Below are 17,204 nucleotides of genomic sequence, written 5' to 3' on the forward strand. Positions count from 1 at the left end.
CGGGGCGATCTTACGCCGACACCGTGATGACGACCTTGCCCGGGGCGCGGCCCTCTTCCTGATACCTGATGGCCGCGGGGATCTCCTCGAACGGGTACTTCCGGTCGATGACCGGGCTGACCTGGCCGTCCTCGATGAGTCCGGTCAGCGTGAGAAGGTTGCGCCTGTTCTGCTCCGCCGTGCACCCGACCACGTCTGTCAGCACCACCTTGTGGGGCAGGAACATACCGGCCGCCAGCGTGGCGAACATCCGCCCGGCCGGCTGGAACCAGCGGCCGGCGGGCCCGCCGACCAGGACGTGGATGCCCTTGGGCTTCAGGACCCGCCGGTAGGCCGACGCGCGCCGGCTGCACGCGTTGTCCACCACGAGGTCGAAGCGGCGGCCGAGCCGGGTGAAGTCCTCCTTGGTGTAGTCGACGACCTCGTCAGCGCCGAGTGAGCGGACCAGGTCCACGTTCCTGTGGCTGCAGACGCCGGTGACGTGCGCGCCGAAGGCCTTGGCGAGCTGCACGGCGAACGTCCCCACGCCGCCCGAGGCCCCGTTGACCAGGACCCGCTGCCCGGGCTGCAGCCTGCCGTCGTCGCGGACGGCCAGCAGCGCGGTGCCGGCCGCCAGCGGGACCGCGGCCGCCTCCTCGAACGACAGGTTCCGCGGCTTCGGCGCCAGCTCGGCCGCCTCGACGCGGACGTACTCGCCGAACCCGCCCTGCTTGGACATCGCGAACACCTCGTCGCCTGGCGCGAACTCGGTGACGTTCTTCCCGACCGCCTCGACCTCACCGGCCACGTCGGCGCCGAGGATCGGGATCGACGGCTTGCGCAGCCCGAGGCCGCCGGGCATGACCCGCGCGACGTACGGCTCCCCGCGCATCCCGTGCCAGTCGTAGGGCTGGACGGACGTGGCGCGCACCCGCACCAGCACCTCGCCGGGGCCGGGCTCGGGCCGGTCGACGTCCATGAGCTTGAGCGCGGCGGGCGGGCCGTACGTGCGTAGAACGAAAGCCTTCATCACATTCCTCCTCCGGGAGCGGTTGAACGTCAGTGTCGCCAAGACCCGCCCCCGGTCCAACGGCCGAAAGTACGACCTCCTCGGTGGCCGATAGGCCGGGCCGGCCGAGCCGTTCCGCCGATGAACCGCGACCGCCCCGGCGGTCACGATCGAGGCATGACCCTCCAGACCACCAGGACACGCCGCCCGGCCACCAGGGCAGGATGGCTCCTTCCCGCCGGGCTCATCGTTCTCAGCTTCGTTCCCGTGCTCGCCGGCGCCGTCCGGCTGACCGAGCTGGCCGCCGGCGCCGACGTCACGCCCGCGAACGCGCGGTTCGTCGCCATGCCGCTGCCGGTGATGCTGCACATCGTCGCCGCCAGCCTGTACAGCGTCCTGGGGGCGTTCCAGTTCGGCCGCGTCCGGCGGCGCTGGCACCGCGCGGCGGGGCGGATCCTCATCCCCGCCGGGCTCGTCACGGCGCTGTCCGGCCTGTGGATGACCCTGTTCCTGGCCCGCCCGCCCGGCGACGGCGATCTGCTGGCCGCCTTCCGGCTCGTGTTCGGCACGACGATGGCCGTCTCCCTCGTGCTCGGCCTGGCCGCGATCCTGCGCCGGGACATCGCCGGGCACCGCGCCTGGATGACCCGCGCCTACGCGATCGGCATGGGCGCCGGCACGCAGGCGGTGACCCAGGCCGTCTGGCTCATCGTGCACGGCGGTGAGCAGGACGAGGTCACCCGTGCGCTGCTCCTGGCCGCCGGCTGGGTGATCAACCTCGCCGTCGCCGAAGGGATCATCAGCCGGCGGCGGAGGTCCCGGGTCAGTGCTTGACGCGGTTGGTCTCGTACGCCCACATCGCGATCTCCACGCGGTTGCGCACGCCGAGCTTGGTCATCAGGCTCGCGACGTGGCTCTTGACCGTGCTGAGCGAGATGTGCAGCTCGGCGGCTATCTCGCTGTTGGTCCGCCCGCGTGCCACAGTGAGCAGGATCTGCTCCTCCCGGTCCGTGAGCGCCTCGATGGGCTGCGCGAGCGGCGCGGCCGGCCCGGCGCCGGCGAAGGCGCCCAGCAGCCGCGCGGTGATGCTCGGTGCGATCAGCGCGTCGCCGCCCGCGGCCGCCCGGATGGCCTGGGCCAGCAGCTGCGGACCCGCGTCCTTGAGCAGGAAGCCCCGGGCGCCGGCCCGCAGCGCCTCGTAGACGTATTCGTCCAGGTCGAACGTGGTGATGACCACCACGGCGAGCGGGTCGCCGACGTCCGGGCCCGCCAGCAGGCGGGTGGCGTCGATGCCGTTGAGGTGAGGCATGCGGATGTCGAACAGGCACACGTCGGGACGCAGCCGCCGGGCGAGCTCGACGGCCCGCCGCCCGTCGCCGGCCTCGCCGACGACCTCGATGTCCGGCTGGGCGTCGAGGATCATCCTGAGTCCGGTGCGGGCGATCTCCTGGTCGTCGGCCACGACCACCGTGATGTTCCTGTCGGGGATGGTGTTGCTCATGTCACCGCCCCGGTGCGGGGCAGCACGGCCGTCACGGTCCAGCCCCGGCCCGGGTTCGGGCCCGCCTCGCAGCTGCCGCCGAGCAGGCCGGCGCGTTCGATCATGCCGATGAGCCCGTATCCCGCCGACGAGATCGTGCGCGTGGAGCTGTTGTCGCCGTCGTCGCTCACCCGCAGGCGCACCGAGGTGTCGTCGGCGGCCACGCTCACCTCGATGCGCGTGGCGTGCCGCGCGTGCCGCCTGGCGTTGGTGACCGACTCCTGCGCGATGCGGTAGATCGCGGCGCCGACCGACGGCGGCAGGCCGTCGAGGTCGCCGCGGATCTCCACGTCGACGGACGGGCCGACGCGGGCCTGGCCGGCGAGCTGGGCGAGATCGGCGATGTGCTTGCCGGGGGCCAGCTCCGCGGGCTCGTGCCTGCGCAGGACCCGGACCATGGCCCGCATCTCGGCCAGCGTGCGCGACGCCTCGGCCTCGATCACGCGCAGCGCCTCGGTGGCGGCGCCGGGATGCGTGGCCGACGTCGCCAGGCCCGCCTGGGCGCGGATGGCCATCGCCGAGACGTGATGGGCGACGGTGTCGTGCAGGTCGCGGGCCAGCTGTTCGCGTTCGAGCAGTTTGACCTGGTCGAGCTCGCGCATCCTGGCCCGCGACCGGAACCGGAAGGCCACGCCCAGCGCGAAGGAGGAGAACATCACGGCGAACGCGCCGATCATGTCGGCGGGGGCGGCGATGCGGCCGGCGGCCACCGACATGGAGACGGCGGCCAGCATGACGGCGAACCCGATCGCGACCTCGCGTCCCGACCCCCACCGGAACAACGCGTACAGCACCACCAGCACGTAGGCCATCGTGTACATCTCGATGGCCGCGCCACCGGTGAACAACGGCGCCAGGCTCGTGGCGGCGAAAATGATCAGGACCATCAGCAGCGGCCTGGTGCGGCGCCACAACAACGTGAACGCCAGCCCGACGGTGACGGTCACCGACAGGGCCCGCCACGAAAGGTCCGGCCGCATGACCCCTTCGAGCACCGCGACCGGCACGAGCACTCCTACGAGCGCCCAGTCCCGCCACACCCGCCGTGGAGGGTTGGGGGCACGTGGCTCGTTCCATAAGGAGCGGAGAAGACCGTGCACCCCATCATGCTATCGAGACCCCGCACCTGCCTACGCGTGCTGGGCGGTGCTCTCGCGGCCACAGGCGTAGGCCACGGCGCGGTCCGGGCCGAGCCGCTCACCGGCGCGGAACGCCCCTGAGAACGCCCGCCTGCCCAGTGCCAGGCACGCCTGCTGCTCGCAGCGCTCGTGCCAGACGGCGTGGTAACTCAGCCGCTCCGGCGCGGCGCCCATCACCCGCCACAACACATGAGCGGCACCCAGCAGCTCCGCCGCCCGCTCATGCTCCCCGCGTCCGCCCGCCGCCCACGCCAGCACCTCCAGGCACTGGGTGAGGCACCATCGGTCGCCGATCTCGCCGGCGAACTCGGTGGCCGCCGTCACCAGCTCCTCCGCCCGCGAGCAGTCGCCCAGATTCCACCGCGCGACGCCGAGCGACATCTGGGCGTAGGCGCGGGAGACCAGCGCGTGGTGCCGCTCGCACAGGTCCAGCAGCTCCTCGCCGAACTCGGCGGCCTGGCGGGGGTCCTCGCTGGAGCCGTACGCGGCGGCGAAGTACAGGCTGTACAGCACGCCGTCCAGGTCCTTCATGGCCTGGTGGAGCACCAGGGACTCGCGCAGCAACTCCAGACCCCGGCGGCCGTCGCCGGTGGAGAACGCGGCCACGCCCTCGGCCATGAGCGCGCGCGGCAGGATCCGGTCGTTCCCGGCTCGACATGCGAGGTCACGGCACTCCCCGAGCCACGGCCCGGCCGCCGCCACGTCGCCCTGGCGCAGCGCGAGCAGGCCGCACGCCCACAGCGCCTGCCCCCGCGTGCTGGTGCTGTCCTGCACCAGCCTCAGGCCGCGTTCCAGCCAGTAGCGGCCCTCGGTGAGCGAGCCGGCCAGCAGCCAGTAGCACCACATCGCCGAGGCGGTGCCCAGGCCGAGGGGGGCGAGCGCGGGCTCGCACATGCACGCGTCGAGCGCCGCCCGCAGGTTGGGCAGCTCCCCGCGCAGCAGGTGGTAACGCTCGAGCTGGTCGGGAACCAGCCGGTCGATGCGGTGCCGCTCCACCAGCTCCCGGTAGTGGCGGACGTAGCGGGAGCGCAGGAGCCGCCGGTCGGCGGCCGGCAGCCGCTCGCTCCCGTACGCGCGCAGGCTCTCCAGCATGCGGTACCTGAGCCTGCCCTCCCGCAGTTCGCCGGCCACGACGGACTTGTCCACCAACCCGGCCAGCAGGTCGAGCACCTCCATGTCGTCGATGCCGTCGCCGGCGCACACCGACTCGGCGGTGTCCAGATCGACCCCGCCGGGGAACATCGACAGCCGCGACCACAACCGCCGCTCCCCGGCCGAGCACAGGCCGAAGCTCCAGTCCATGGTGGCGCGCAGTGTGCGATGGCGCGGCGGCGCGGAGGGGGCGTCGGCCGCCAGCACGTCGAGGCGCTCGTCGAGCTCGCGCGCCAGGTCCTCCAGCGTCGAGGTGCGCAGCCGGGCCGCGGCCAGCTCGATGGCGAGGGGGATGCCCTCCAGCCGCCTGGCCAGCCGCACCACCCACGCCTTGTTGCCCGGGTGCAGCGAGAAGCCGGGCACGGCCCGCGCCGCGCGCTCCACGAACAGGCGGACGGCGTCGTGGCGGGCGGTCTCCCGCAACCCGTGCCCGGGGTCGGGCACGGGGAGCGTGGGGACGGGCAGCACCTGCTCGCCGTACACGCCCAGGGTCCGCCTGCTGGTCGCCAGGATGCGCAGCCGGGGAGCGGAGCGCAGCAGCCGGTCGACGAGGCGGGCGCAGGCCTCGTGCACGTGCTCGCAGTTGTCGAGCACGAGCAGCATCCGCCGGTCCGACAGGTAGTCGATGATCACCTTCACCGGATCGGGCCCGGCGTCGCGCAGCCCCAGTGCCGCGGCGACCGTCGGCTCGAGAAGCTCGCCGGTCTCCAGGGAGGCCAGCTCCACGACCTCCACCCCGTCACGGAAACTGCCCCGGAGAACCTCGGCGAGCTTGAGCGCCAGCCGGGTCTTGCCGACGCCGCCCGGGCCGGTCAGGGTGAGCAGCCGGCTCGAGGCCAGCATGCGCCGGGATTCCGACAATTCACGCCTGCGCCCGACAAAGCTGGATTTGTCCGTCACGAGGCCGGCGGTCATGACGAGCTCCCGGAACGGTCCTGCTCGTAGACCCAGGCGGCGATCTGGGTCCGCGAGGTGAACCCCAGCTTGCACAGGATGTGCTCCACGTGCGCCTCGGCGGTGCGCTGCGCGATCACCAGGTGGGCCGCGATCTCCTTGTTGCTCATGCCCTGGGCGACGAGCGCGGCGATCTCCCGCTCCCGCCGGGTCAGCGGCGAGGTCTCGCGCGCCTGCTTGTCCCGCGGGGCGGCGCGGCCTATGGCGTAGGCGAGCGCCTCGGCGCAGCTCATCTCGGTGCCCTTGTGGAAGGCCGCGTCGAAGTCGCGCGCGCCCAGGCGTTCGCGCGCCACCGTCTCGGCGCTCTCGTGGAAGGCGGAGAGGTAGCCGAACAGCGGCCCGCCGAACGAGCGCCAGCTCTCCTGGGAGGCCCCGAGCAGCACCGCGGCCCGCTCGGCCTCGTCCTCGGCGGCCATCCAGGCCAGCGCCTCCATGCACAGCGCGATGCCCAGGCGGTCGTCGAAGGGCTGCTTGAGCTGGATGGCCTCGCGCTCCATCTCGACCGCCCGCGCCGTGTCGCCCTGCTTCCACGTCTCGATCCCGAACACCCACAGCGTGTACGACCGGAACCAGTGCTCGTTCTGGACCTCGCAGATCGTCAGGCACTCCTTGTAGAGGTCCGCGGCCTGCTCGGGGTGGCCCAGCAGGGAGTGCGCGGTGGCCAGGTACATCATCGCGTTGACCACGCCCATCTGGTCGTCCGCGGCGCGATGGGCCTCGATGGCCTCGCCCAGGAGGGTCACGGCCCCGGACGGGTCGCGCTGGATCAGGGCCGCGAGGCCGCAGACGTAGGCCGCGCCGGCGAGGACCAGCGGGTCCCCGTGCCGGTGACCCAGCTCCTTGCTCTCCTCCAGCATCGCTGTGGCCACGCCGAAGTCGCTCTGCAGGACCGCGAGCCTGGCGTTGACCAGCAGGGCCCTGGCGCGTGCGGCGGTGGGCGCCGGCTCGGCCGCGAGCAGCCGGTCGAGCCAGCTGCGCCCCTCGCGCAGCGCGCCGGCCGCGATCCAGTAGAACCGCAGCGCCGCGGCGATGACCAGGCCGGCCTCCGCCTCTCCGGGCGTGGTGAGGCAGTAGTCCATCGCCGTGCGGAGGTTGCCGTGCTCGGCACGCAGGCGGGCGAACCAGGCCACCTGGTCGGGCCCGTACCATCCCTCCTGCGCGCGGAGGGCGAGGTCCCGGCACCAGTCGCGGTGGCGGGCCTTCAGCTCCGCCTCTTCGCCCGACTCCCGCAGCCGCTCGCGGCCGTACTGGCGGATCGTCTCCAGCAGCCGGTACCTGACGCCGTTCTGCTGTTCCTCGCGCGCCAGCACGGACTTGTCCACCAGGCCGTTCACCAGGTCGATGATCTCCTCGACGGCGATGCCGTTCCCGCCGCAGACCTGCTCGGCCGCCTCCAGGTCCAGGCCGCCGGAGAACACCGAGAGCCGGCTCCAGAGCAGCTGCTCCTGCTCGGTGCACAGAGTGTGGCTCCAGTCGATCAGCGCCCGCAGCGTCTGCTGGCGTGGCAGCGCGGTTCGCGCCCCCGTCGTGAGCAGGCGGAAGCGGTCGTCCAGCCGGGCCAGCAGCTGCTGTACGGAGATGGCCCGCAGCCGGACGGCGGCCAGCTCGATCGCCAGCGGCATGCCGTCCAGCCGCCGGCAGATCCACGCCACGCTCTCCCTGTTGGCGTCGGTGACCTCGAAGCCGGGCAGCACGGCCTTGGCCCGCTCGGCGAACAGCCGCACCGCGTCGGACCGCCCCATCGCCTCGGCTGACGGCCCCGACGGCCCCGCCCCGTCGGCGTCCGGCACCGACATCGTCGGCAACGGCATCGTCCGCTCGCCGGCGACGCCCAGCGCCTGCCGGCTGGTGGCCAGGATCCGCAGGCCGGGGGCCGCGCGCATCAGCGTGTCGACCATGGCCGCGCACTCGTCCAGGAGGTGCTCGCAATTGTCCAGGAGCACGAGCATCTCCTTGTCCCGCAGGTGGTCGACGAGCACCTCGATCGGGGGGCGTACGGAACGGTCCTGGATCTCCAGCTTCTCCATGACGGCCGGGACGAGAAGCATGGGGCTCTCCAGCGCGGCGAGCTCGATCAGCCATACGCCCGCGTGGAAGGCGCGCCGCAGGTCGGACCCGACGCGCAGGGCCAGCCGGGACTTGCCGACGCCTCCCACGCCGACCAGCGTCACCAGCCTGGCCTCGGACAGCAGCCGTTTGACCTCGGCTATTTCGTGCCGGCGGCCCACGAAGGTGTTGAGCTCCGCCGGCAGACCGCCCGAGACGTGCGGCGCGGCCATGGTCATGATTGCTCCAACGACTCAGGCGCCCGGGTCACCATGCCGTGTGCCGAGCCCCACAACCCAGATTATGTCCGGGCCGTTTTACGGATCTCTCCCCTCGGTAAAACCCTGGTCGTGGTCAGGTATTGAGCGCGGAATGACGGCGGCTGTACGCGAAGTAGATGATCAGCCCCAGCGCGAACCACACGGCGAAGCGCAGCCAGGTCACCGGGTCCAGAAAGGTGATCAGCCAGAGGGAGAAGAGCACACCGATGCCGGGCACCACGGGCATGCCGGGCGTGCGGAACTCCCGGTGCAGGTCGGGACGGCGGTAGCGGAGCACGATCACGGCCGCGCACACCACCACGAAGGCCAGCAGGATGCCGATGTTGGTCAGCTCGGCCGCCTCCCTGATGGGCAGGAACCCGGCGATCAGCGCCGAGGCGACGCCCACGATCCAGGTGACGCGCGTGGGCACCCGCCGTACGGGATGCAGCCGGGCGAACCACAGAGGCAGCAGCCCGTCCCTGCTCATGGAGAACCACACCCGGGTGACGCCCAGCATGAACGTGAACATGACGGTCAGGATGCCGATGACGGCGCCCGCCGCGATCAGCGTGGCCAGGCCGGACAGCCCGGCGGCGGCGAACGCCGAGGAGAATCCGCTCTCCGGGTCGATGTCCCGGTAGTTCTGCATGCCGGTGAGGACGAGCGTCGCGAGCACGTACAGGACCATGGAGATGGCCAGGGAGTAGACGATGGCCTTGGGCATGTGCCGCCGGGCGTCCTTGGACTCCTCGGCGGCGGTGCTCATCGCGTCGTAGCCGAAAACGGCGAAGAACACGGTGGCCGCGCCGGTGATGGCCCCGCTGACGCCGAAGGGGAAGAACGGCGTGTAGTTGGCCGGGTCGATGAAGAAGAAACCGACCCCGATCACGAGCAGCACCACGGCCACCTTGATCGCGACCACGAACGTCTCGAACCTGGCGGCCGCCTTGATGCCCAGGTTCAGCAGGAAGGCGATCAGCAGGCAGAGCAGCACCGCGAACAGGTCCACCACGCGCCCGTCTCCGGTTCCCGGCGCGCCGAGCATCCACGGCGGCAGGGTGATGCCCAACTGTTGCACCAGAAAGCCGAAATATCCGGATATGCCGATGCCGACGACGGCGACGATGGCCGTGTACTCCAGCAACAGATCCCATCCGATGAACCACCCCACGACCTCGCCGAGCACCGCGTAGCCGTAGGTGTAGGCGGACCCGGCCTTCGGGATCATGCCGGCGAACTCGGCGTAGGAGAAGGCCGCCGCCGCGCTGGCCACCCCGGCCAGGAGGAACGACACGAGCACGGCCGGCCCCGCCGTCTGATTGGCCACCGCCCCGGCCAGGGCGAAGATGCCCGCGCCGATGATGCCGCCGATGCCGATCGCGGTGAGCTGCCACAACCCGAGCGCCCGGGACAGCTCACCCTCGTGCTCCTCCGCGATCTGCTCGACCGGCTTGCGGCGGAACACGCTCTGCGACGAAACCATCACGGCCTCCTTGTTCCCGCAGGTCTCCTCTCCGGCCCCTTTCCTGTACGGCCCGCGCCATACTGCCCGCGCTCGGGATTTGACGACTTCCAGAACGTGGTTTCGCGGCCCTCCGGCGGGCACCTGTGAACGCATGGATCGCACGGATCTGGAACGGCGGACCGTCACGGCTGCCGGCAGGTGGCCCATGACCGGCTGGCGGCGCGTCCCTCCGGGAGGGCGGCACAGCACACCGGTCGTCTGCGTGCACGGCGCCGGCGTGTCCAGCAGGGAGCTGCGGCCGCTGGTGGCGGCGCTGGGGGAGCACCTGCCGGCCTGGACCGTGGACCTGCCGGGTTTCGGGGAGAGCGCGAAACCGCCTCACCCGCTCGACCTGCCCGGGCTCGCCGACGCCCTGGTCTCCTGGCTCGAGGCCGAGGAGCTGCCGCCCGCCTGCCTGGTGGGCTGTTCGTTCGGCTGCCAGCTCGCCGTGGACGCGGCGGTGCGCCATCCGGAGCGGGTGCGCTCGCTCGTCCTCGTCGGGCCGACCGTGGATCCCCGGGCGCGTTCCTGGCCGCGCATGATCGGCAGGTGGCTGCGCAACTCCGTGCGGGAGAGCCCGCGCATGGCGCCGCTCAATGTCGCCGACTACCGGGACGCGGGGCTCCGGCGGGTCGTCGCCACGTTCCAGGAGGCGATGCGCGACCGCCCCGAGGACAAGATGCCCCGCGTCGCCGTGCCCGTGCTCGTGGTCAGAGGTGAGTACGATCGGATGGTGTCGCAGGACTGGGCCGAGCAGGTCACCCGGCTGATCCCGCGGGCCAGGCTGGTCGTCGTGCCGGGCATGCCGCACATGATCCCGTTCCGCGGGCCGCAGGCCCTGGTGCCGGTCATCACGGACTTCGCGTGAGGCTCGCGGGGAGCGGCCGGCCGCTCGCCAGGGCGGCGAACAGCTCCTTCCAGAGCGGCATCACGACCTGCGGGGTGTAGGCGTGCGCCGTCTCCGCCGCGGCGGCGCCCAGGCGCGCGCGCAACTCGCGGTCGCCCATCAGCCGGGCGAGGGCCTCGCCCAGCTTCTCGACGTCGCGCGGCGGCACCAGCAGCCCGTCCCGGCCGGGCGTCAGCACGTCCGCGGGTCCCGTGGGGCAGTCGAAGGCGACGATCGGCAGGGCGTGGCCCATCGCCTCGATCATCGCCATCGGCAGCCCTTCGATCCGCGAGCTGAGGGCGTAGATGGACGCTTTGGCCAGCTCCTCGTGGATGCGGTCGGTGCGGCCCATGAGCCGGATCCGCCCGCCCATGCCGTGCTCGTCGATCTGCTCCTGCAGGCGCTGCTGCGACGGTCCGGTGCCGAAGATCCGCACGGTCCACTCCGGGTAGGCGTCCGCGACCGCGGCGAACGCCGGGATGAGCATGTCGAAGCCCTTCTGCGGCACCAGGCGGCCGACCGCGATCACGGCCGGGTTGCTCTGGTCGGAGTGCTTGCGGTGCTCCATGTGCACGGCGTTCGGGATGCGCACGATCGGCGCTCCGGGGCTCAGCAGCGCCCGGTACTCGGCCCGGCTGGTCTCGGTCAGCACCGTGATCGCGTCGAAGCGGCCGTAGTGGCGGGCGATCTGCTCGCGTACGGCCGGATGGTAGGCGGCCAGGTTCATGTGCTCCTGCGCCACCCGGATGACCTTGCGGGAGGCGCGGCGGGCCGAGATCAGGTTCAGTGCCGGGCGGGTGGTGACCAGGATGCCGTCGGTCAGCGAGGACACGTAGTCCATGACCGTGGCCTCCACGCGTTCGGTGAAGTACTCGGCGGCGAACTCGCCGTACGGCACGATCTTGCCGCGGGCCCGCCGCCACACCTTGCGGGCCAGCGAATCGGAGGCCACCCCGTCGCGCTGGTCCACCAGCGCCGACAGCCGCACCTGCGGGTCGATGGCGAACTGCGGCTTGGTGCGCCGCCGCACCACGCTGACGATCTCGACGTCGTGGCCCGCCTCGGCCATCGCTCCGGCCTGGTTGACCACCGTGCGGATGGTGCCGCCCATGCCGTAGGCGTGCAGCAGCATGTACCGGATCTTCACGTCTGGTACTCCCACTTCATGAAGGGTGAGAGTACTGGCCTTTTCTGGGGATTGACTGGGAACCGAACACCCCGGTCTCGATGGAGGCGGCGGTCCCGGCCCGCCCAGGCCGTCTCGCGCGTCCAGGTCGGCTCTGCTGACCGCACTGGCTCCCCGCATCTCCACCTGGGTCTCGTCTCTGCTGACCGGAGGCGACCGCAGCAGCTTTTTCTACGCGGTCATGATCTCTGGCCGGTGCCCGGGCTACGAGATCGACTCGATGATCCCGGCGAACCTGATCGGAGCGTTCCCGCTGTTCTGGTACGGCGGCGCACCGCTGATCGTCCTGGCCTTCGCGGGCTGGTATGCGAGCGTCAGAACCGGTCGGGACCGGCTCGGCAGGATGGTCGGCCGCGTTGCGGCTGTGGTGCTGCTCCTCCGGCACCTTCCCCGCCTGCTGCTGCTCTTGGTCGATGGGGCGTTCGGTCCGGAATGCGTGGCCGCCTGGGGGCCGCCGGAACTGGTGAGCCTGCGGCTGGGCGGGGACCTCTACGTCCTGGTTCCCGTGGTGCTGATCCTGCTCGCGGTGCGGTCCCCGCAGCGGGCGTTCGTGCGCCGTGGCCGCTTCACCCGCACGGCGGCCACGGTCCTGACGGTGACGGCGACCCTGCTGGTCGTGGCGCAGGCGGCTCCCGCCGGCAACGACTTCCACGGCCTCGGCGGCATCGAGGGCTGGCAGGGCGCGCCCGACCGGGTGGTGCTGACCCAGGGGCACCGCCTGTGCGGCCTGGCCACCCCGCACGGCGGCGACGTCAGCGTGCAGGCGCCCGTGCGGGACGCCCCGCACGGGCGCCTGGGGGGCGCGCTGGGTTCGCTGTGCCCCGCGGTGGAACAGTGATCAAGCCGGTGCGGCAGAAGCACGCCACCGTGTTCACCGAGTTCTGGACCATCCATGGATATGAGGAAGAGTATGAGGGCGCCGACCCCGACCTGGTGGAGGAGCTGGTCGGCAGCGAGCCCGGGGCGCTGGCGATCTGGGCGGCCGACGAGATCGGCCACGCCTGCGTGACCGTCGAGTCCTACCGACGGCGGCCGCCGCTGGAGACCAAGGGGTGGGACGAGGTGGTCGAGGTCGGCTACGACAGCCCGCGCGGCACTCTGGCCCTCTCCGACCTCCAGGGAACGACCGTGACCGGCCTGACGGCGCCGTGGAGCTGCTGATCATGGTGTTCCCCGGAAAGGAGAAGAACCCGACGGCCTACCGATGAGAGGTCTGGGTCAGGCCCACTTCTCCGCGCCGGCGAACGGCATGTGCTCGCCCTCGACGTACCTCGGGAGCGGCTGGTAGACGTTCACTCCCGGGTCACCGCGCAGCAGCAGCGCCGACACGAACGGCTGCTGTTCGCTGGTGATCCGGGTCGAGGTCGGGATGTACCTGATCGTCAGGCCGCAGCGGCGCCTGGGCGAGGTGTTGGCGTTGGAGGCGTGCAGGATGTTCGGGTGGTGCACCTCCACGTCGCCGGGCGACAACACCAGGTCCACCGCCCGCGACTCGTCCACCGTCACCGCGCTCTCCGAGCCGAGCACGTTGTCGATGTCGTCGCGCTGCCGCAGCGCGTGCAGGTCCTCCTTCTGCGAGCCCGGGATCACCCGTACACAGCCGTTGTCCGGCGTGGACTCGTCGACCGCGAGCCACAGCGTGACCACCCGCATCGGCTCCAGCGGCCAGTACGCCCCATCCTGGTGCCACAGGACCGGCATGCCGGAGAAGGGCGGCTTGCTGATGTAATGCGCGGCGAACAGGGCGATATCCGGGCCGACGAACAACTCGGCGAGGTCCAGCAGCCGGTCGTCGCTCACCAGCCGCACCCAGAACGGGTCGCCGGCGACCAGCTCGGTGGCCAGGTCCTCGCCGAGCCGGTCGGGGTGCTTGGCCTGGAGCCAGGCGACGTGGTCGCTCGCTTCGGCGACCAGGTCGGGGTCGAGGACGTTCCGGAAGATCGTGTAGCCGTCGCGGTCGTAGTCCTGGAGGGTCCGCTCGACATCCTTGATCACCATGTACTCCTCTGCAGGGAAGGGCGTCGATCCGGATTCTTCGGTGACCGCGGTCCGAGTTACTAGTATTCGCCGCTCCATAACTATTAATTTCCTGACATGCCGACGATCCTGCGGTGGGTCGAATTCGCGGCCGGGTTGCCGTACCACGCGGCCCTGGTGCCGGTGACCGGCGGCCGCCGCGACCGGCCCGAGCCCCACACGCACGCCGATTTCCATGAGCTGGTGTTCGTGACGGCGGGGGAGGGCACCCAGCGCCTCGGCGACACCGAGATGCCGCTGTGTGCCGGTGACGTGGTGCTGGTACGGCCGCACGACCGGCACGAGTTCGCCGCCACGACCGCAACGGGCCTGCGGTTCGTCAACATCGCCTTCCCGAGCGAGCGGTGGCGGGCCTTCGCCGACCTCGCCGGGCTGGCCGGCACGGCGGACTGGGACCGGCGCGAGCTGCCACCGGCGGCGCGCGCCGACCTGGAGGGGCCGGTCGCGGCCGAGTTCGCCCGCGTGCTGGGCGCCTATTCCGGTGTGCCGCGCGTGCTCGACCTGGTGCGGCTCTGGACGGCGGTCGTCCCGCTGCTGGAGAGCGCTGACGGCACGGCCGTGGACCGGCGGCCCGGCTGGCTGGTGTCGGCCTGCGTCGCGATGAGCCGGGAGGAGAACCTACGCGAGGGGCTTCCCCGGCTGCTCGCCCTGGCCGCTGTGAGCTCGGGGCACCTCGCCCGCTCCATGCGCACGCACTACGGCTGCACGCCCGTCGCGTTCGTGGCCCGGCGGCGGCTGGAGCACGCCGCGCTGCTGCTGACCACGACCACGGAGAGCATCGGCGGGATCGCGCACCGGTGCGGCTTCTCCGGCCAGTCGTACTTCGGGAGGCTCTTTCAACGCGCCTACGGCATGGCGCCCCGCGACTACCGGGAGACCACGAGGCGGGCTGTGGTCCCGGCGGCTATGGACGCCCAAGATATCAAGTGATTAGATGACTTGCACTCGGGCCCGTTTTCATCTCCAGCCAGGACCACAAGTGAAACAGGAGGGCCGGGCATGATCCGGTCGCGTCCAGTGCTCATCGCCGCCGTCACTTCCCTCTTACTCGCCGGCTGCGGCTCCTCCGGCGACACCGCCGGGCAGCAGCAGCCCGGCAAGACCGAGCTGAAGCTCTACAACGACAAGGGCGCCTGGAGCAAATACTTCGACGAGATGGGCGTCCTGTCCAAACAGCAGATCGGCCTGTCGATGAAGTCGGTGGGTTACACCGACGAGCCGACGTACCAGGCGTTCATCAAGGCGTCCTTCCGCACGAACGTGAAACCCGACCTGTTCACCTGGACAACGGGCGGGCGACTGGCGGAGATCGTCGCCCAGAAGCAGGTGGCGGACACGACCGCGATCTGGCAGGAGGCCATCAAGAACGGCGACCTGTCGGCCGATCTGGCCTCCTACTACACCATCGGCGGCAAGCAGTATTGCGTGCCGTTGAACGCGGCCTACTGGGGCATGTTCTACAACAAGAAGCTCTTCGACGAGCACGGGCTGAAGCCGCCTGCGACCTGGGACGAGCTGATCCAGATCGCCGGCACGCTGAAGAAGAACGGCGTGCCCGCCTTCTACCACACCTCCGTGTTGTTCTCCTTCGTCTGGTTCGAGCAGCTCCTCGCCGGCACCGACCCCGACCTGTACGACCGCCTGTCCACCGGCCAGGCCAAATACACCGATCCCGGAGTGGTGGAGGTGATGAAACGCTGGAAGTCGATGATCGACGCGGGCTACTTCAACAACCCCGGTGACAAGACCGACCCCGGCGACGTGCTCAAGACCGGCAAGGCGGCGATGGTGTCGTTCGGGACGTGGTTCAACACGAGCATGACCCAGCGCGGCATGAAGCCGGGCACCGACTACGGCTTCTTCGTGATCCCGAACGTCAACGCGTCCCTCCCCAAGACCTCGATGATCTTCGAGAGCGGCCCGCTGTGCTCGCTGGCCAAGGCGCCCGATCCCGCGGCCAGCATGAAATACCTCAAGTGGTGGGTGGGGGCCGGCGCGCAGGAGAAGTGGGCCACCGCCAGGGGAGACGTCTCGGCCAACCCCAAGGTCGCCGTCGCCGACCAGGCCATCGCGGAGGTCGGCAAGGCCGCGGGCAGTGGCGAGTATCGGCTGGTCAACCGGTATTTCGAGGCCACGCCGCCACCCGTGCTCACCGCCGCGCTCGACGGCTTCAGCGGGTTCGTCGCCAAGCCCGACACCTACGAGAAGGTGCTCGCCGACATCCAGGCCGCCGCCGATGAGTATTGGAGCACGCACAAGCAAGGAAACTGAGCACGTCAGGGCGACAGGGCGGCTCGCCACGGGTCCGGCACCTTGTCCCCGTAGGCGATCTCGCGGGCCCCGGCGAAGGCGGCCAGCTCGGCGATCGCCCGCCCCACGGCGGTCGCCGTGTCCGCGGACGTGCCCGGCTCGGGGAACAACCCTTCGATCTCCAGCCGCGCCCGGCGCCGGTCCAGGCGCGGCACCAGCCTGCCGACCAGCCGCTCGCCGTGCAGGATCGGCATGATGTAGTGCCCGTACTGCCGCTTGGCCTTGGGCACGTACATCTCCGTCCGGAACACGAACCCCCACAGGCGCTCGGTCCGCTCCCGGTCGCAGATGAGGTTGTCGAACGGCGACAGCAGCGTGGTGCGCGGCTCCCAGTCGCGCTCCAGCAGGCCCAGGACGTCGCGGTGCACGTACCACCGCTCGGCGCCGCCCTCGACCTCGGCGGGCACGACCCGCCCCGACGCCTCCAGGTCGCTCAGCACCTCGGCGAGGCCGGGATAGCGGGAGCGGATGAAATGCCGCTCGATGTCGGCCGCGCGGGCCACGCCGAGTGCGCGCAGCGCGTGCTCGGCCGCCCGCGTCACCGCTTCCTCCCGCGGCAACGGCTCCAGCTCGGCCCAGTGCGGCAGCCCGCGCTCGGGCAGGTCCCACAGGCGGGTGCGTCCCTCCCGGCCCGCCACCATGACGTGGCCCTGGAACCACAGGAAGTCCAGCATCCGCTCGACGTTGCGGCCATGGGTCCACCCGCTCGACCGCCACGCGACGGCCGCGAGGTCGTCGAACCCGCCGACCGGCAGCGGACCCTTGTCCCGCAGCCGGTCGAGGACGTGCTGTCGTAAGGCGTCGTTCGCCGCCAGCCAGTCGCGGACCTGCTGCGCGTAGCGGGACTCGCCTGCCGGATAGACGCGCATCATCACCTGGTGGATGGGGTAGTCCTCGGCCAGCACGATCGACGCGGCGTGCGCCCAGTATTCGAACAGCCACCGCTCGCGCCACAGCAGCACGTCGACGTCGCCCGGGTCGTAGCCGCCGACTCTGCTCCAGAGCACCAGCAGGTGACTGCGTGCCACCACGTTGACCGGGTCGAGCTGCAGGCACCGCAACGTCCGCAGCACCTGCCGCAGGCCGTCGAGGTCATTGCCCGGGCGGGGACCGGCCAGGTGCTGGCAGGTCACGGCCAGCCGCCTCGCGGACGTGAGGCTGAGCGTCAGGGGGCGCGACATGGTCGTCAAGCATACTCG

The 17,204-nt window shown here is 71.2% G+C and carries 15 protein-coding genes; 6 read left to right on the plus strand and 9 right to left on the minus strand.

Annotation, left to right across the window (positions count from 1 at the left end):
* Positions 1–10 precede the first annotated feature (10 nt).
* Positions 11–1,009, minus strand: a complete 999-nt coding sequence (locus tag OHA25_RS35195) for an NAD(P)-dependent alcohol dehydrogenase (RefSeq protein ID WP_327581219.1) — start codon at positions 1,007–1,009, stop codon at positions 11–13.
* Between the two features lie 156 nt (positions 1,010–1,165).
* Here OHA25_RS35195 and OHA25_RS35200 point away from each other — a divergent pair, with 156 nt between their 5' ends.
* Positions 1,166–1,822: a DUF2306 domain-containing protein gene (locus OHA25_RS35200; protein WP_327581220.1), complete on the plus strand. Its 657-nt coding sequence runs from the start codon at positions 1,166–1,168 to the stop codon at positions 1,820–1,822.
* On the opposite strand, the gene OHA25_RS35205 is transcribed toward OHA25_RS35200, so the two are convergent.
* The 5 genes from OHA25_RS35205 to OHA25_RS35225 all read right to left on the minus strand — a co-directional run bounded on the left by OHA25_RS35205 (position 1,812) and on the right by OHA25_RS35225 (position 9,565).
* Positions 1,812–2,489, minus strand: a complete 678-nt coding sequence (locus tag OHA25_RS35205) for a response regulator transcription factor (RefSeq protein WP_327581221.1) — start codon at positions 2,487–2,489, stop codon at positions 1,812–1,814. The genes OHA25_RS35200 and OHA25_RS35205 overlap by 11 nt on opposite strands.
* Positions 2,486–3,628: a sensor histidine kinase gene (locus tag OHA25_RS35210; protein ID WP_327581222.1), complete on the minus strand. Its 1,143-nt coding sequence runs from the start codon at positions 3,626–3,628 to the stop codon at positions 2,486–2,488. The genes OHA25_RS35205 and OHA25_RS35210 overlap by 4 nt, the downstream gene beginning before the upstream one ends.
* A gap of 30 nt (positions 3,629–3,658) precedes the next feature.
* Positions 3,659–5,734 carry an ATP-binding protein gene (locus tag OHA25_RS35215; protein WP_327581223.1) on the minus strand — a complete coding sequence of 692 codons (2,076 nt, stop codon included), beginning with the start codon at positions 5,732–5,734 and terminating at the stop codon, positions 3,659–3,661.
* The gene (locus tag OHA25_RS35220) at positions 5,731–8,058 is read right to left on the minus strand and encodes an ATP-binding protein (RefSeq protein ID WP_327581224.1); all 2,328 of its coding nucleotides are present in this window, start codon (positions 8,056–8,058) and stop codon (positions 5,731–5,733) included. The genes OHA25_RS35215 and OHA25_RS35220 overlap by 4 nt, the downstream gene beginning before the upstream one ends.
* Positions 8,059–8,173: 115 nt before the next feature.
* On the minus strand, positions 8,174–9,565 hold the full coding sequence (locus tag OHA25_RS35225; RefSeq protein WP_305917085.1) for an amino acid permease: 1,392 nt from the start codon (positions 9,563–9,565) through the stop codon (positions 8,174–8,176).
* A 133-nt stretch (positions 9,566–9,698) separates the two neighbouring features.
* Here OHA25_RS35225 and OHA25_RS35230 point away from each other — a divergent pair, with 133 nt between their 5' ends.
* Positions 9,699–10,454 carry an alpha/beta fold hydrolase gene (locus OHA25_RS35230; protein WP_327581225.1) on the plus strand — a complete coding sequence of 252 codons (756 nt, stop codon included), beginning with the start codon at positions 9,699–9,701 and terminating at the stop codon, positions 10,452–10,454.
* Here the strand turns inward: OHA25_RS35230 and OHA25_RS35235 are convergent.
* On the minus strand, positions 10,438–11,619 hold the full coding sequence (locus OHA25_RS35235) for a glycosyltransferase family 4 protein (RefSeq protein WP_327581226.1): 1,182 nt from the start codon (positions 11,617–11,619) through the stop codon (positions 10,438–10,440). The two genes, OHA25_RS35230 and OHA25_RS35235, sit on opposite strands and share 17 nt — an antisense overlap.
* A gap of 220 nt (positions 11,620–11,839) precedes the next feature.
* On the opposite strand from OHA25_RS35235, the gene OHA25_RS35240 reads away from it, so the two are divergent.
* On the plus strand, positions 11,840–12,496 hold the full coding sequence (locus OHA25_RS35240) for a hypothetical protein (protein WP_327581227.1): 657 nt from the start codon (positions 11,840–11,842) through the stop codon (positions 12,494–12,496).
* Complete coding sequence (locus OHA25_RS35245) at positions 12,493–12,819, plus strand: hypothetical protein (RefSeq protein ID WP_327581228.1); 327 nt, start codon at positions 12,493–12,495, stop codon at positions 12,817–12,819. The genes OHA25_RS35240 and OHA25_RS35245 overlap by 4 nt, the downstream gene beginning before the upstream one ends.
* Before the next feature lie 57 nt (positions 12,820–12,876).
* Here OHA25_RS35245 and OHA25_RS35250 read toward each other — a convergent pair whose 3' ends face one another.
* Positions 12,877–13,656 (minus strand): phytanoyl-CoA dioxygenase family protein, encoded by a 780-nt coding sequence (locus tag OHA25_RS35250; RefSeq protein ID WP_327581229.1) that lies wholly within the window; start codon positions 13,654–13,656, stop codon positions 12,877–12,879.
* Between the two features lie 96 nt (positions 13,657–13,752).
* Here OHA25_RS35250 and OHA25_RS35255 point away from each other — a divergent pair, with 96 nt between their 5' ends.
* Together OHA25_RS35255 and OHA25_RS35260 are read left to right on the plus strand one after the other, a co-directional pair.
* Positions 13,753–14,625: an AraC family transcriptional regulator gene (locus tag OHA25_RS35255; protein WP_327581230.1), complete on the plus strand. Its 873-nt coding sequence runs from the start codon at positions 13,753–13,755 to the stop codon at positions 14,623–14,625.
* 69 nt (positions 14,626–14,694) lie between these two features.
* Positions 14,695–15,966 (plus strand): ABC transporter substrate-binding protein, encoded by a 1,272-nt coding sequence (locus tag OHA25_RS35260; protein ID WP_327581231.1) that lies wholly within the window; start codon positions 14,695–14,697, stop codon positions 15,964–15,966.
* A 5-nt stretch (positions 15,967–15,971) separates the two neighbouring features.
* Here the strand turns inward: OHA25_RS35260 and OHA25_RS35265 are convergent, their stop codons facing one another.
* Positions 15,972–17,186 (minus strand): winged helix-turn-helix domain-containing protein, encoded by a 1,215-nt coding sequence (locus tag OHA25_RS35265; RefSeq protein WP_327581232.1) that lies wholly within the window; start codon positions 17,184–17,186, stop codon positions 15,972–15,974.
* Between the last annotated feature and the right edge of the window lie 18 nt (positions 17,187–17,204).

The organism is Nonomuraea sp. NBC_00507, from assembly GCF_036013525.1.
In the GTDB taxonomy this organism is placed as follows: domain Bacteria; phylum Actinomycetota; class Actinomycetes; order Streptosporangiales; family Streptosporangiaceae; genus Nonomuraea.